Origin of the sequence: Streptococcus timonensis, from assembly GCF_900095845.1 — a bacterium.
GTDB classification, from domain to species: Bacteria; Bacillota; Bacilli; order Lactobacillales; family Streptococcaceae; genus Streptococcus; species Streptococcus timonensis.
Genome location: NZ_FMIX01000003.1, coordinates 189,168 through 202,449 on the forward strand (window position 1 = coordinate 189,168; position 13,282 = coordinate 202,449).

The window sequence follows — 13,282 nt, forward strand, 5'->3', positions numbered from 1 at the left end:
GCATACATAAATGTCACTTAGAGTTTATCTCAACCGTCAACAGATGGAATAAATTTACTACTATTTTCACAACCAAAACTAAGATTAAGAATAAAAAATACATAATTACTATATGATTGTAGCATAGAATTTGGATAAAGTTCACACCATTATTCTTGAAGAAAAGAACAATATATGCTATCATGGAGGTACAATGAAAAAGCCAAAATTTGAGTTTTATACTCGGTTAAATGGACACACCGAGTTCCTAGAATTTTTACAAACTATACCAATTAAAGACAAACAAAAATTACTGGCAACTATCGCCACTATACAAGAGCATGGTCTTTTAGTTGCTCAACGTATGGAATGGGTGAAAAAGCTAGATGACGACATCTTTGAAATCCGCTCAAAGGTTGCTTCTAACATTCAAAGGGCACTTTATTTTCATGTTATCAATGAACGCTATATCATCACCCATGGCTTTACCAAAAAAACACAAAAAACACCCCAGAGTGAGATAAAACACGCTAAGGATTTAAAGAAAGAATTTGAGGACAACAACCATGACCACAATTAAATTTGATGATTTTTTAGAAAACGAACTAGCAGACAATAATTTTAAAGAAGGCTTTTTAACTGAAAAAGCTATTTTGGAAAGTGCTATTGCAGTTTATGACGCACGACAAACAGCAGGTCTCACCCAAAGAGAGCTAGCTTCCCTATCTCATGTCCCACAGTCTACCATTGCTCGCATTGAACGTGGAAATAACACAAGCATTGAAACAATGAGCAAAATTGCACTTGCTCTGAATAAAAATCTAACTATCAACATAAGCTAATAGTCAAATTAAGATCTCAAAAAAGCTGATGAAATATAAATTCATCAGCTTTTTTGAAAGCTTAATTTAGCTGAATAAAACAGATAAAACCTGCCCATTGGGTGGGGTTTTTGTGTGAGTAAAATGAATGAATCTACTTGACAATTAATAGTTAAGTAAGATAATATGAGCTTATAAAACAACTTTCCTCCTTATATGTATTTTCAGCGTAATTATAATTCATGAACAATTCTTATATTTTACTTAGACATGCTCATTCGAGATTTTCAAGTGATGATTTTAATAGAACTTTATCGGAAGAAGGATTTGTATCTCTAAAGCAATTGGAGTTTTTGAATTCTTTTAATATTGATTACTATTTTTCTAGTCCTTATAAGCGAGCTTTTGAGACAGTAAATAGTTCTCCTGTACAATTTGACAAGATAGTGCTTGATGATCGTTTGCGTGAAAGAAAATTATCTTCAAGATTTATTGAAGATTCTGAGTTTGAAGAAACAATTCAATATTTATGGCAAAATCCAGATAAATCACTTATTGGAGGTGAGTCTAATCAAGAAGCATTAATGAGAATCTTAGATTTATTGCAGGATTTAGAAGAAAGGTATTCAGATAAAACCATTTTACTGAGTTCTCATGGAAATTTGCTAGGAATCTTAATCAATCATTTTGATCCAAATTTTGATTATAAAAAATGGAAGCAGATGACTTTTCCAGATTGCTTTCTAGTTGACAAAGATGATAGTGTGAAAAGAATTATGAAAGTTACTTCTGGGTAATCATTTAGTTCAATCTATCTGATTTTATTTGATACTGTCAATAATTTTGTGTAAACACCCTAGTAGAGTTATGGAGTTTTAATCAAATAAGCTTTCAAGTGTGTCAGAACATTGGCCAAACCCATTATGGATTCGTTGACTTTGCTTGAAATTATAATCTTCAAACAGGGTAACTAAATAACGTTCCAGGGTAGTACCGTGATTAGTTTTTTCTTAATTATATTCAGTAAAAAATTATATTCTGAATAGTTATTTGAGGTTATAATAGACATTTTTTCATTTTTTCGTTATAACAGACACTGACACACTCTTGTAATATTATTTTGGTATAGTTAAAATTATAGAAGGAGGCACAGATTATGAGAAAATTAATAGGTATACTACTACTTTCATTATCAATAATTACGTTAATTGCTTGCTCTAAAAACAACTACCAATCTTTAGATGGTGAGTATTATTGGATCTCAAGTGAAAGAAACGAGTTAGCGTTTACTATTAAAGGAGATAATGCTTCCATAGAGCATGGAGAAGCCGACGGCTTTACCATTAACAAACAAAAGAATACGATCGAATTAACTGGACAAAACATTGCTAGTCGAACAGAAGAATATTCATTTAAAGATGGGGTCTTTTCTGTTGATATTAGTGGAATTAAGCATGACTACTATCTTAAAGATAGCGAAGCATATAAAAAGGCTCTAAAACAATATGGATATAAATAACATCATTCACACCTATTTTTTCCGAATAGGTGTTTTTTTGTGCTGAATAGATTACTTCAAAAAACTTTTAAGCTTATTCTTAACCGATAGTTTATATTTCATGCAAATTAGTTTAATCAAAGAGATTGGATTATATTTTACTATACAATGTATTCATGAATAATTTAAAAGAAGAAAATATTAGAAGAGCGATCTGGCATATAAAGCGACATCTAGAAGGACTATGGAATTCTCGAAATGAAGTAGATAGAAAATATGAAATGTTTCATCTGCAATCTAGTGTTGAATGTTTAGAGCGTGTAATGAACAATGAAAAACCCTATCCACCTATGGATAGGGAAGAAACCTACTTGTCGTCAAAAGGTTTACTGATGATAGTTTCAAATTCCGGACAATACTTACTTGCCTCAAATTCAATGATGTCATATTGAGCAATTTCATTTTGGTAGAATGGATCTTGTGTAATGATTTTTTGGATTAATTTTTTATGGTTTGCTTTTGCGAGAATAATACCACCGGTTCTTGGATTTTTTCTACCAGACGCGATAAAATAGCCTTTTTTATAGTGTTGTTCTAAAAAGATGATATGCTGTTGTAGGTGCTTTTCAACTTCCTCTAGTGGCTTGATATAGGTGAGGTTTACAATAAACATAAATATAACTCCTTTAAAATGAATGATAAATAGATTATAATACTTAGGAAACCGCTTGAACAGTAGGCACATTTTTGTAAGGAGAAATAATGCTGACAAATAAAAATTGGAATTGTAGTATGTCACAAGTTTTGGATGTAGTTGGTGGCAAGTGGAGGATGAATATCTTATGGGTGATCAACAAGCACCAAACGATTCGTTTTAACAAGTTAAGAAGAGAAGTCGAAGGAATCACAACGATTAGTTTGACACGCGGACTGGATGTCTTACTGGAACATCAATTGGTTAAGAAAGTTGATTTTGAATCCATGCCTCTTCATACCGAATACCAGCTTACAGAAAAAGGCAAATCGCTTATGCCGATTTTAAGAGACTTGAATCAGTGGGGAAAAGAATGGCTGTAGTCTATTTTGAATTTTGTTTAATGTCTACTATCGCACCACTTAACCTGGCATTTTAACCACTCATCTTCGAAAGCCGTTTTTCCGACGGCTTTTTTGTTAGACTATAATAAAGCACTTCAACAATATAAGTAGAAATAGAGCTATGAAGTTTTAATTTCATACTTAATTAGGATATAAAAACACACCCTGAAAGATAGATGGAAAATCTAACTTTCAGGGTGTTGTTAATTTTAAGAGCATTGAATATGTTTTTATTTTGTAAGGGAAACACGGAAATCAGTGTATTTGCTATAATCAAAATCTTCATTAAGCCCTGTTACAAATAAAATTGGTGTGTAATGGCCCTCTCTTTTTCTATCAATAGCCTACATCTGAATAAGCAATGTAATATCGAACTTCTTGGTCACGATTTTTTTGAACAAAGCTGTACCACCACTCACCGTTTTCGTACATGTAATTGTCCCACTCAATGTTTGCTTGAGGTTGTACATAAGCAACACCGCTGCTTTTATCAGGTGAAGCATAGACAGGGGTATCTTTTAACAACTCCAAAGTACCAGAAGTGGCTTCCCAACCGCCATAACCTGTTTTCGGATCAGATTTAGAAGTTGTGGTTCCAGCTTGATTAGCACTGTTACCTTGACTTGGTTGCGTTGGTGTTTGAGCTTGCGCTTGTGTTGGTGCAGTAGTTGTTGTACTAGAAGCGGCACTAGCTTCAGCAGTTTTTGTCTCTTTCTTTCCAGAAGATGCTTTTGCTTTTTTCTGACTAGACTTCACCGTTGTTTGTGCTTCTTTGGCAGAAGATTTGCTCTCCTCTTTTTTTGAACCACAAGCTACGAGTAGGCTTGCAGAAGCTAATCCTAGAAGTGCTAAACTTGTCCATTTTTTCATCATCATGATACCTCACTTCATTTGATACACACTATTATATTACGAAATTACATATTGTCAAGTGTTTTTTGAAATATTTCTGTAATATTTGTAATTTGTCTAAATATTTAAAGGGTTGGCGTATAGAGTTTTCATGTAAATGATTTCTACATTCCTCTATTACATAATCATCAGAAATAGAAAATAAACGTAAATAAAATGTTGTTAGAGTTTTATTGGTACAAAATTACCAACAATAATTCCTACTATTCGTGGATCTTCATCATATGAAAGAAAAATATCTTGATATTTTGGATTGATAGAAACTAATCTTAATCCATGTTCCTCACGATAAACTCGTTTAATATAAGTCTGGCTATTGCAGACTACGGCATAAACTGCTCCATCATAATCAAACCCTGTCTCACGAATGAGAGCCACAGAGCCATTTTTATATTTGGGCTCCATCGAGTCTCCAGATACCCATGAAGCGAAGTCATGAGCTAGTTCTTCATCAAAATAAACAGTATCATAGTCCTGATCATTATAAACTGATGAACCGATACCAGCCGACATTTTTTCGTAAACATGGTATTCGTATAGTTTTGCTGATATTGAAACAACGTTCTTACATGTTTCTTTTTCAACTAGGTTTCTGACATAGCTAAGTGCTTGACCTTTTCCTTCATCCGATAGAGCATTATATAGCCGAACGAATTCAAGCTCTGTAAAATAACCTATTGGGACATCTAGAATATGCTCTAACTGCTTTACTTTTTCTTTGGATGGTTGTTTTACTCCACGCTCCCATGCGGAATAAGCTTGATAACTAATACCTAATCGATCCGCAATATCTTTTTGAGTCATTTTTAGCTCTTTTCTACGAGCCTTTAGTTTTTCTGGTTGATACATCACTTACCTCACATTAACAGTAGTTTCAATTCAGCTTTTTGTCTTGCCTCTTTGTCCGTTAGCCTATTTTTATCCCAAACATAAGCTATAGATTTTCCTTTGTTATAAACGAGCCACACTCTTAAATTGTCACAGTAAGTCTTTATTGTTTTCCAATTGTGTTGATCTAGAAGCTCTGGATATTCTTGGCTAGTCACAAAGCCTTTTTTGATTACTGATTGCTCAATCTTATTGATTAGAGAAGTCTGATAGTTGTTGAACTCCTTTATAATCTGTTCTTTGATACCGTGAAACAAAAGGAGTAGAGAAGCATTTTGTCCATCAATATAAGCATCGATAGCTTGTTTAATGGTACTTTCTTGTTCGGGATAATACTCTCTAAGAAGATCTAAAAGGCGAAAGAACAATGCCTGCTTTGAAACATCCAGACTATTTTGAATGTGTTGAAAGGTGTCGCAACTATAATAAATCTTTGACAACAAAACAATGTCAGGCATTAATACTATAGCAGAGAAAATATTTGCCTCTCGCTCTAGTAGGTTCTCCTGATTATCAATAGATTCTGCAAAATAAGTGCCTTCGTGCTTAAGTATAAAATGCCCCAGTTCATGACACAGAGTAAAATTCTGTTTTACAATTGGATTATCTTTCTCATAAGAAAAACTAATACCTAATTCATCAATAACAGTTAATCCCTCAATCTTGTGATTCGAGAAGTGGTGACTAATCACTTGAATCTGATATTTCTGAATACAATGTTGAAAAAAGTAATTGAAATTATAATTTAGTAATGAAATATCATTATCTTTCATGTACTGGTATAACACATGCTTTGTAGCCTTACTTATTCTTGTATACAATTCATCCAAAGAATGATACCTCCTTTAAGTACAAATTACAAAACTAAACCGATTTGGTTGAGTTAATTATATAAAAAAAGTAGACGATTGTCCACTTTTCAGAGTGAAGAAAAAGTCCATTTTAGGTAACTTTCTTCAATCTGTTTCTTTTAGAGTATTAAGTAAAAAACTTTTATAAATACCGTTACATCAAAATTCCTAAGAGATTTAACTATTTGGTAACCAACTTCTAAAAGGTCTATTTTCTATTGTCGATAGAGCTTGTCTATATTTCGAGAGTTTTTTTCTATTGCTTTATTGACATAAAATCGTACCTCTACTCTATTCCTTATATTTTTCTATCATTTTTTGTGATACAATAGTATCAATTTATTTCTAGGAGGATAATATATGACTTCTACTATTGGTATTATAAGTTTATCTAGTGGGATTATCGGAGAAGACTTTGTCAAACACGAAATGGACTTGGGTGTCCAACGTCTCAAGGGCCTCGGACTCAATCCTATCTTTTTACCCCATTCGCTAAAAGGCTTAGACTTTATCAAAGAACATCCTGAAGCTCGTGCGGAGGATTTGATGCAGGCATTTTCTGATGAAAGCATCGACATGATCTTATGCGCCATCGGTGGAGACGATACCTATCGTTTATTGCCTTATCTTTTTGAAAATGACCAACTACAAAAGGTTATCAAACAAAAAATTTTTCTTGGCTTCTCGGATACAACTATGAACCACCTCATGTTGCATAAACTAGGAATCAAGACTTTTTATGGTCAATCCTTTTTAGCAGACATTTGTGAGTTAGACAAAGAAATGTTGCCATACAGCCTCCACTACTTCAAAGAATTGATTGAGACGGGAAGAATCTCGGAAATTCGACCTAGTGACGTTTGGTATGAGGAAAGAACTGACTTCAGTCCCAAAGCTTTGGGAATACCTCGTGTCAGCCATGCAAATACAGGTTTTGACTTGTTACAAGGAACTGCCCAGTTCGAGGGAAAAATCCTCGGTGGTTGCCTCGAATCCCTCTACGATATCTTTGACAACTCTCGATATGTAGACAGTACAGAGCTCTGCCAAAAGTACAGACTCTTCCCTGACTTATCCGACTGGAAAGGAAAGATTCTATTGCTAGAAACAAGTGAAGAAAAGCCTGAACCTGATGATTTCAAAAAAATGTTGCAGGCTTTAAAAGAAACTGGGATATTTGAAGTCATCAGTGGACTCTTGGTCGGAAAACCTATGGATGAAACTTTCTATAACGACTATAAAGAGGCACTATTGGATATCATTGACAGCAATACCCCGATTGTCTATAATCTAAACGTTGGTCATGCCACACCAAGAGCAATTGTTCCCTTTGGAGTCCACGCGTATGTAGACGCAACGGAGCAAGTCATTCGCTTTGACTATAACAAATAAGAGAGCGGGACACAAATTGGTAATTCGTTAGAATTCGATTTCTTCGTCCTACCTCCGCAAAGTTGAGTAGGGCTGTAAAAGCTGATGAAATCAGTGTGGTAGAGTCCACTCAACCACTGCGTCTTGCTCGACAATCCAAAAACAATTAAGAGGCTAGGACTTTTGTCCCAGCCTCTTCAGATTGAAGAAAAAGTCCTTAGATCAAAACTTTCCATATTGCATTTTCTTTATTGATCTATATCTTTCCCAAACGCCTTCTTGCGTTCTTCCATAAACTCAATCAACTCTTTTTTGAAGATTTCTTTTTCTTCCTCAGTTAAACCTTTTGAATTCATACGAAAAAGCAGTTCAACATTATCTAACTCTTCATCATTTCCCGCAAGGTAGTCCATCGTAACTCCAAAGAAATTCGCAAATTTCTCTAAAGTTTTAGACGATGGTTTTCTTTTTCCACTTTCCCATTGCTGATAATTAGGTTGCTTGATACCAAATTCTTCCGCAATTTCCTTTTGTGTCAATCCTTTTTTCAAACGGAGTTCTTTTAATCGTTCTGGAAATCCCATTTCTAATTCCTCAAAAAATTTTAAAATATTTTGCAATAATCTCTTGACAATATACTCAAACGAGTATATAATATAAATATATTCGAAAGAGTATATATCTTCTAAAAATAATAACCTTATTTTAGAAGGTTTAGATCATTGACAATTAAATAAAAAGTGCGTCTGACAACCAGAGGACTGATCATCAGAACTACACATAAACTTCGTACCTTTATTGTAAATGTTTTGATAAGAAAAGTCAAGTCCGTTTTATGGTTGAAGTGAAGATAAAAAACAAGAATCAATTCTTGTGGGCTTCCACGCATTTCGGACTTTCGCACTTTTCCGAATAGTAAAGTGAACTGGCTTCGCCAAAGGGCGTAAGAGAATCCCTTGGGTATGATCATGACTACCTGAAGAGATTGGCTGGGAAAGCGATGGTAATTGACGCAAAGCACCTTGCTAAACGTTGCCACCGTGGAAAGAGGGATCTTTCCAACCAAATAACTTTTCTTTACTGCTGTCTATCTAATAAGATAGACCTACTCTCAAGCTACTAAGTTCTTTCCTTTTTTCACTTAGTAGCTTTTTACTTTTACAATAAAGGAGAATGATATGACAAACTTTTTTCGCATTACAATGTAAGCGACTCTATGAAAACTATCTCTTTACTTATGAGATGTTTGATAGTTCAGAAAGTCTACTAGCTAAACTATATAGTCAAGCCCTGGTAGATATAGATCATTTGGTTTCTAAGGCAAAAGAAACAGGATTTGCTTATGGAGATATTGATCTCTATAGTCGCATGTATAAACGCAAAATTTTTAATCACTATTACTCAAGAGTGAAGCAACTAGCTTAACTCTTTTTATTTTACTCTCAGAAAGGAAAATCTTATGATCTCAGAAACACTTAAAATGAAACCAGAATTTATTGGCCCTGCTTACTACGAACGTTTGGGAAATGCTCCTAAATTTATTTTTGGAAAAGAAGGCAAATACCAACGTCACATTCTAAACAGCGCAGAGCACGGTGCCTTTCATGTCATCACACCAGCTTCTACAACAGTCTTTCCAGAAGATTCTCTAGTAGAAGCAGTTAACCCAATCTTTTTCCCAGACACTGCTTTAAATGGCAATACTGTTGCACCTTATCTCAATGTCTTTGCGGAAAAATTGGTAATTAAAAAATAAGAAATAAAAGGAGAAAATCACATGGCTAAAATTGGATTAAACTACGGAGAAAAACTACAAATTGCTGACAAGACTTATCGTGTCATTACAGATGGACTAGATGTCCCAGCTGTCCTTGGAAAACTGTCTTTCCGAGGCATTGAAGGTCCTGATATCATCTTTGAAGTGGATCGTTCACAACGAAATCCTGATGGATCATTTGTACAAGTTAATACAGGTGAGATTCGTGGAATTGTTGTAGGAATTCATTCTTCTGTCCAGCATGAAACCCTCTTTTTCACTATCGCAGATATGTCTGAGTCTGAAATTGAAGACCTAGGTATTAAATACCGAGAAGAGGTTGAATTGGAAGATATTGTTATCACTCATACCCACGTCAATCGTAATGATATCTATAAGCTCTTTGCTTCTAAAATCAAGAAAAAAGCTGGAGGCGCACCGTCTAAAGAAAACAAACCGGTAGAAAATAAGAAAGAAAACTAGGAGGTGATGCAGGATGAAACTCTTTACCTATCGTGGAAAAAGAGTTCGAGTTTTTCATCGTAAACTAAAGGGAATCACATGGTTTATCTGGTGGTTTCCTTTTTTGTTGGCTATTAGTTACTACAGCTACTTACATTTAGAAGAATTAAAATCTCATCCCTTACCCCAAGGCTATTTTCTAGGAGCTGGGCTTCTCTTTTCTTTGCTTCTCTCTTGGTTTATTAATCGGGTTTGCTACAGAAAGATGCTCTTTTTTCAAAAGCTCAATAGCCTTCGAATACTTTCTCGCTTTTTGCTAGAGAATAACCTCTATCTCGTTAAAAAGGTTAGACGTGAAAACAAGATCATTGAAAAAATCACCTTGCCTCAAGTGTATATCAAGCAGTCTCGCTACAAGATTGAAGTGAGTTTCATTCTAGAGGGTAATAAGTTCCAAGATCGCTTTTTAAATTTAGGAGCTACGCTTGAAGTCATGTTTAACGGGGACTTTCGTAATAAAACCTTTGATAATCGCTTTATCAAGTATGAAATTGCTATTAACCGAATTGATAGCCGAATCACCATCGATGAAGTAAAAGTCAAGGGCTCAAAACTCCAGCTCATGAAAGATGTATCTTGGGATTATATTGAAGAACCTCATCTTCTCATCGGTGGTGGAACTGGTGGAGGGAAAACCGTTGTTCTCATGACCATAATCTATGCACTAGCTAAAGTCGGCTTTGTCGATATCTGTGATCCAAAGAATTCGGATCTAGCTGGATTAAGAAAAATTCCAGTCTTTCATGGTCGAGTCTACACCAGTAAGGAAGATATCATCAACTGTTTTAAAGAGAATGTAGAGTTCATGGAAAAACGCTATGAACGTATGTCTACTTCGCCAAAATTTCAAGCTGGGAAGAACTTCACTCACTATGATATGAAACCAAAATTCATTCTTGTGGACGAGTGGGCAGCTCTCATGGCCAAGATTGACCGTGACTATAGCCAACAGTCAGAACTCATGGAATATCTCTCACAATTAGTTCTTGAAGGGCGTCAAGCTGGAGTCTTTATCATCTTTGCTATGCAACGGCCCGATGGTGAATTTATTAAAACAGCTCTTCGGGATAACTTTATGAAGCGTCTCTCCGTCGGTCATTTAGAATCAACAGGATATGACATGATGTTTGGAGATGCTAATAAAACCAAAGAGTTTAAAAAGCTAGATGAAATTAATGGAGTCAAGGTCAAAGGACGGGGCTATATCGCAAATAATGGGGAGCTGGCTGGTGAGTTTTTCTCTCCTTATGTACCGCTTGATCAAGGCTTTTCCTTCTACGATGCCTACTCTAACATTCCGATTATGGAGTTTGAAGGAGAAGAATTCTCAGTATTTGAAAAATATAAACCACCGCTTGAAACAATTGATCCTATAGAGGAAGAGGAGACCATAGAAAACGAATCAAACAAACGACCACTCAAGGAATTTGCGGACGAACAAAATCTTAAAATGCCAACATTGCGCAAGATTATCTATCTCTTAACAGAACAAGGGATCATCTTTGAACGGACTGTATCCGCTATTCTAGTGGATCCTTTTCAAGAAAAACTTCTTCTTGAAATCCTCGCTCAATTTGAAGAGGGAGGACGCAGGTCTTATCCAAAAGCAGTTGAAGCGACGATTGTTCATCATGGGCTAGGACAAGGGCAAGGGCAAGCCTGACCGCAGGTCAGGCGCAGACCGTAGCCCGAAGTCTCTAGGCCATGATGAAACTTCAACCCCCGTTTTCTAATTCCGAGAATCGATTTGAAACGAAAAAGAATGCTGATAAATCAACATTCTTTTTAAGTATTATTTGCAAAAAACAAGATATTTTGTCTGTTTAGCTACCAAAAAGATACCATATCTGCTTATTTTTTCTTACAATTTTTTTGATGTGCTTTTAATTTCTTCATCGCCCAATCATAATGACTTGAAGTAGTGCTTACAAAATACGAACCAAGTACACTTAAAAAAGTAGACGAATGTCTACTAGAAATGTTGAGGTTTGGCAAACGTCTGGTAATGATGATGCTATAGATTCCTTATCTCAAATACTGCCGTATTAATCCACTCGTTATTCATTTGAAAGTCATTTTCTATGATTTTACTAAAGGTAAAACCATTTTTTAAAAGCACTCTCTGAGAAGCCAGATTGTACGTTGCCGTCCCCGCGATAATCTTATGTAAACCATAAGTAGTAAAGGCCTTTTCTAAAACGAGTTTAACCGCTTCGCTGGCATATCCTAAATTAGTAACATTTTCTCCAATCCTATATCCAAGTTCTGCTGTTTTTCTATCCTTCCCTAAAACACTTAAATTGATTCTTCCAACCATAATACCTTGTGCATCTCTAATAAGATGCATGTAGACGTCATGATTCTCTTGTTCCCTTAACAATTCCCTTGTAATTTCTTTAAAACTTTCTGAATCAAAATAGTGAGCTGGTCTAGGAGGTAAACTTCGCTCAAAATACTCTCTATTTTCTTTTTCAAAAGAATAAACATCTATGCTATTTTCTTCAGACATCAACTCTAAACTTATCATTGTAAACAATCTCCTATCATTCTCTAAACTCAAATTCACTCATGTTCACACAAAGTGACATTTACAAAATATCTCTTAAATTTTGGTCTCTTTTCCAATGAGCCTCTTTCTTATTAGCAAGAAAGTTTTCTAAAAAAGTAATAATTTCTTTTTTGTCTTCTTCGGTTAGTTCATACTCTCTCAATAAACTAACAATTTCTTCTAGTCCGTCATCACGTCCTTTTAAAATCTCAAAAGATGTACCAAAGATTTCAGCTAATTTTTCTACTGTTTCATCTTTCGGATTTCTCCCTCCGTTTTCCCACCTAGCGTACTGGGCTTGAGCTACACCTAACTTTTCAGCAACTTCTAATTGAGTAAGTCCTGCATCTAGTCGGGCTTTTTTTATATTGTCTTTTAACATTTTAAAATTCCTTTCGTTTTTCTATTGACTTATAACCAAAATGGTTGTATTATACTTATATAACCAAAACGGTTATATAAAAACAAAGCATACAAAATAAGTGATACTAGTTAAATTTATGAGTATGCAAAAACACCCCAGAAAGCTCTGCAAAGCGTTCTGAGGCTTTCGTTTAAAACCAATACAATTATACCAAAATGGTAATAAAAAGTCCATAAAAAGTGAGATATGGCTAGATTGAGGATATTATGACATCAACACAATTGGCATTTCAAAACAACAAAATTAACAATACTCATTCTTTTTATTCGCCTAGTTTAGAAGAATATATTCAAGTAAATGATGATGTATTTAACGATATTCGAGACGAAGAAATTGAACTTCGAGCACTTGAACTGCTCTCGAGTTTTCTAGACAAGTATTTTGGGTAGTTTAAAAACTAATAAATTAGAGATTGGGAGACAAGTGCAAGGGCGCAAGCCGAAGGCAGAGCGCCCGAAGCTCGAAGTTCTCCCAATCTCTAACATAAAAGCTGGCGTTTCTAACAGCCAGCAATCCGATACACTTAAGGCAACGTCCTAAGTAACGAGCCATTGGCAAAAATCAATAGTAGCAACGAATTACGCAGATTTTAAGCATAGAAAGGAGGCGTTACA

The 13,282-nt window shown here is 35.0% G+C and carries 18 protein-coding genes and 1 pseudogene; 11 read left to right on the plus strand and 8 right to left on the minus strand.

Features of this window, described 5'->3' with window-relative positions:
• Positions 1–193: 193 nt before the first annotated feature.
• The 4 genes from BQ2679_RS01945 to BQ2679_RS01960 all read left to right on the plus strand — a co-directional run bounded on the left by BQ2679_RS01945 (position 194) and on the right by BQ2679_RS01960 (position 2,319).
• Positions 194–559: a type II toxin-antitoxin system RelE/ParE family toxin gene (locus BQ2679_RS01945; protein ID WP_061597416.1), complete on the plus strand. Its 366-nt coding sequence runs from the start codon at positions 194–196 to the stop codon at positions 557–559.
• Complete coding sequence (locus BQ2679_RS01950) at positions 546–821, plus strand: helix-turn-helix domain-containing protein (protein WP_075565654.1); 276 nt, start codon at positions 546–548, stop codon at positions 819–821. The genes BQ2679_RS01945 and BQ2679_RS01950 overlap by 14 nt, the downstream gene beginning before the upstream one ends.
• Positions 822–1,042: 221 nt before the next feature.
• Complete coding sequence (locus BQ2679_RS01955) at positions 1,043–1,597, plus strand: histidine phosphatase family protein (protein WP_075565656.1); 555 nt, start codon at positions 1,043–1,045, stop codon at positions 1,595–1,597.
• Positions 1,598–1,956: 359 nt separating this feature from the next.
• The gene (locus tag BQ2679_RS01960) at positions 1,957–2,319 is read left to right on the plus strand and encodes a hypothetical protein (protein ID WP_075565658.1); all 363 of its coding nucleotides are present in this window, start codon (positions 1,957–1,959) and stop codon (positions 2,317–2,319) included.
• Between the two features lie 346 nt (positions 2,320–2,665).
• On the opposite strand, the gene BQ2679_RS01965 is transcribed toward BQ2679_RS01960, so the two are convergent.
• On the minus strand, positions 2,666–2,971 hold the full coding sequence (locus tag BQ2679_RS01965) for a YciI family protein (protein ID WP_075565660.1): 306 nt from the start codon (positions 2,969–2,971) through the stop codon (positions 2,666–2,668).
• 89 nt (positions 2,972–3,060) lie between these two features.
• Between BQ2679_RS01965 and BQ2679_RS01970 the strand changes: the two genes are divergently transcribed.
• On the plus strand, positions 3,061–3,375 hold the full coding sequence (locus tag BQ2679_RS01970) for a winged helix-turn-helix transcriptional regulator (RefSeq protein ID WP_083237571.1): 315 nt from the start codon (positions 3,061–3,063) through the stop codon (positions 3,373–3,375).
• Between the two features lie 357 nt (positions 3,376–3,732).
• Here the strand turns inward: BQ2679_RS01970 and BQ2679_RS01975 are convergent, their stop codons facing one another.
• From BQ2679_RS01975 to BQ2679_RS01985, 3 genes are all read right to left on the minus strand, one after another.
• Positions 3,733–4,266, minus strand: coding sequence for a hypothetical protein (locus BQ2679_RS01975; RefSeq protein ID WP_262362236.1), 534 nt, complete (start codon positions 4,264–4,266; stop codon positions 3,733–3,735).
• Between the two features lie 204 nt (positions 4,267–4,470).
• Positions 4,471–5,157 (minus strand): helix-turn-helix domain-containing protein, encoded by a 687-nt coding sequence (locus BQ2679_RS01980; RefSeq protein ID WP_075565662.1) that lies wholly within the window; start codon positions 5,155–5,157, stop codon positions 4,471–4,473.
• An 8-nt stretch (positions 5,158–5,165) separates the two neighbouring features.
• A complete protein-coding gene (locus BQ2679_RS01985; RefSeq protein ID WP_075565664.1) occupies positions 5,166–6,026 on the minus strand; it encodes an ImmA/IrrE family metallo-endopeptidase in 861 nt (286 codons plus the stop codon).
• A 381-nt stretch (positions 6,027–6,407) separates the two neighbouring features.
• Here BQ2679_RS01985 and BQ2679_RS01990 point away from each other — a divergent pair, with 381 nt between their 5' ends.
• Positions 6,408–7,439 (plus strand): S66 family peptidase, encoded by a 1,032-nt coding sequence (locus tag BQ2679_RS01990; protein ID WP_075565667.1) that lies wholly within the window; start codon positions 6,408–6,410, stop codon positions 7,437–7,439.
• Between the two features lie 227 nt (positions 7,440–7,666).
• Here the strand turns inward: BQ2679_RS01990 and BQ2679_RS01995 are convergent, their stop codons facing one another.
• On the minus strand, positions 7,667–8,002 hold the full coding sequence (locus BQ2679_RS01995) for a helix-turn-helix domain-containing protein (protein ID WP_049526020.1): 336 nt from the start codon (positions 8,000–8,002) through the stop codon (positions 7,667–7,669).
• A 658-nt stretch (positions 8,003–8,660) separates the two neighbouring features.
• On the opposite strand from BQ2679_RS01995, the gene BQ2679_RS02000 reads away from it, so the two are divergent.
• Genes BQ2679_RS02000 through BQ2679_RS02015 form a run of 4 tightly spaced genes read left to right on the plus strand, consistent with a single transcriptional unit; the run spans position 8,661 to position 11,359 of the window.
• On the plus strand, positions 8,661–8,843 hold the full coding sequence (locus tag BQ2679_RS02000; RefSeq protein ID WP_075565669.1) for a hypothetical protein: 183 nt from the start codon (positions 8,661–8,663) through the stop codon (positions 8,841–8,843).
• A gap of 34 nt (positions 8,844–8,877) precedes the next feature.
• Positions 8,878–9,174 carry a hypothetical protein gene (locus tag BQ2679_RS02005; RefSeq protein WP_000622652.1) on the plus strand — a complete coding sequence of 99 codons (297 nt, stop codon included), beginning with the start codon at positions 8,878–8,880 and terminating at the stop codon, positions 9,172–9,174.
• A gap of 21 nt (positions 9,175–9,195) precedes the next feature.
• Positions 9,196–9,657, plus strand: coding sequence for a conjugal transfer protein (locus BQ2679_RS02010; RefSeq protein WP_075565671.1), 462 nt, complete (start codon positions 9,196–9,198; stop codon positions 9,655–9,657).
• A gap of 13 nt (positions 9,658–9,670) precedes the next feature.
• A complete protein-coding gene (locus BQ2679_RS02015; RefSeq protein ID WP_075565674.1) occupies positions 9,671–11,359 on the plus strand; it encodes an FtsK/SpoIIIE domain-containing protein in 1,689 nt (562 codons plus the stop codon).
• A gap of 188 nt (positions 11,360–11,547) precedes the next feature.
• Here the strand turns inward: BQ2679_RS02015 and BQ2679_RS10565 are convergent.
• The 3 genes and pseudogenes from BQ2679_RS10565 to BQ2679_RS02030 form a co-directional block, all read right to left on the minus strand.
• Positions 11,548–11,646 (minus strand): annotated as a pseudogene (locus tag BQ2679_RS10565) (ClbS/DfsB family four-helix bundle protein); the annotation flags it as partial.
• 64 nt (positions 11,647–11,710) lie between these two features.
• A complete protein-coding gene (locus BQ2679_RS02025) occupies positions 11,711–12,223 on the minus strand; it encodes a GNAT family N-acetyltransferase (protein ID WP_075565676.1) in 513 nt (170 codons plus the stop codon).
• Between the two features lie 61 nt (positions 12,224–12,284).
• Positions 12,285–12,626 (minus strand): helix-turn-helix transcriptional regulator, encoded by a 342-nt coding sequence (locus BQ2679_RS02030; protein WP_075565679.1) that lies wholly within the window; start codon positions 12,624–12,626, stop codon positions 12,285–12,287.
• Positions 12,627–12,874: 248 nt separating this feature from the next.
• Between BQ2679_RS02030 and BQ2679_RS02035 the strand changes: the two genes are divergently transcribed.
• Positions 12,875–13,057, plus strand: a complete 183-nt coding sequence (locus BQ2679_RS02035; protein WP_000204837.1) for a hypothetical protein — start codon at positions 12,875–12,877, stop codon at positions 13,055–13,057.
• The last annotated feature ends 225 nt before the right edge of the window (positions 13,058–13,282 follow it).

What these genes read in the sequence shown, in the direction of transcription:
- BQ2679_RS02000 (WP_075565669.1), top strand. Translation starts at nt 8,661, where the DNA reads ATGTTTGATAGTTCAGAAAGTCTACTAGCTAAACTATATAGTCAAGCC.
- BQ2679_RS02035 (WP_000204837.1), top strand. Translation starts at nt 12,875, where the DNA reads ATGACATCAACACAATTGGCATTTCAAAACAACAAAATTAACAATACT.
- BQ2679_RS01990 (WP_075565667.1), top strand. Translation starts at nt 6,408, where the DNA reads ATGACTTCTACTATTGGTATTATAAGTTTATCTAGTGGGATTATCGGA.
- BQ2679_RS02010 (WP_075565671.1), top strand. Translation starts at nt 9,196, where the DNA reads ATGGCTAAAATTGGATTAAACTACGGAGAAAAACTACAAATTGCTGAC.
- BQ2679_RS01955 (WP_075565656.1), top strand. Translation starts at nt 1,043, where the DNA reads ATGAACAATTCTTATATTTTACTTAGACATGCTCATTCGAGATTTTCA.
- BQ2679_RS01995 (WP_049526020.1), bottom strand. Translation starts at nt 8,002, where the DNA reads ATGGGATTTCCAGAACGATTAAAAGAACTCCGTTTGAAAAAAGGATTG.
- BQ2679_RS01965 (WP_075565660.1), bottom strand. Translation starts at nt 2,971, where the DNA reads ATGTTTATTGTAAACCTCACCTATATCAAGCCACTAGAGGAAGTTGAA.
- BQ2679_RS01980 (WP_075565662.1), bottom strand. Translation starts at nt 5,157, where the DNA reads ATGTATCAACCAGAAAAACTAAAGGCTCGTAGAAAAGAGCTAAAAATG.
- BQ2679_RS02025 (WP_075565676.1), bottom strand. Translation starts at nt 12,223, where the DNA reads ATGATAAGTTTAGAGTTGATGTCTGAAGAAAATAGCATAGATGTTTAT.
- BQ2679_RS02015 (WP_075565674.1), top strand. Translation starts at nt 9,671, where the DNA reads ATGAAACTCTTTACCTATCGTGGAAAAAGAGTTCGAGTTTTTCATCGT.
- BQ2679_RS01945 (WP_061597416.1), top strand. Translation starts at nt 194, where the DNA reads ATGAAAAAGCCAAAATTTGAGTTTTATACTCGGTTAAATGGACACACC.
- BQ2679_RS01975 (WP_262362236.1), bottom strand. Translation starts at nt 4,266, where the DNA reads ATGAAAAAATGGACAAGTTTAGCACTTCTAGGATTAGCTTCTGCAAGC.
- BQ2679_RS01950 (WP_075565654.1), top strand. Translation starts at nt 546, where the DNA reads ATGACCACAATTAAATTTGATGATTTTTTAGAAAACGAACTAGCAGAC.
- BQ2679_RS01970 (WP_083237571.1), top strand. Translation starts at nt 3,061, where the DNA reads ATGCTGACAAATAAAAATTGGAATTGTAGTATGTCACAAGTTTTGGAT.
- BQ2679_RS02030 (WP_075565679.1), bottom strand. Translation starts at nt 12,626, where the DNA reads ATGTTAAAAGACAATATAAAAAAAGCCCGACTAGATGCAGGACTTACT.
- BQ2679_RS01960 (WP_075565658.1), top strand. Translation starts at nt 1,957, where the DNA reads ATGAGAAAATTAATAGGTATACTACTACTTTCATTATCAATAATTACG.
- BQ2679_RS02005 (WP_000622652.1), top strand. Translation starts at nt 8,878, where the DNA reads ATGATCTCAGAAACACTTAAAATGAAACCAGAATTTATTGGCCCTGCT.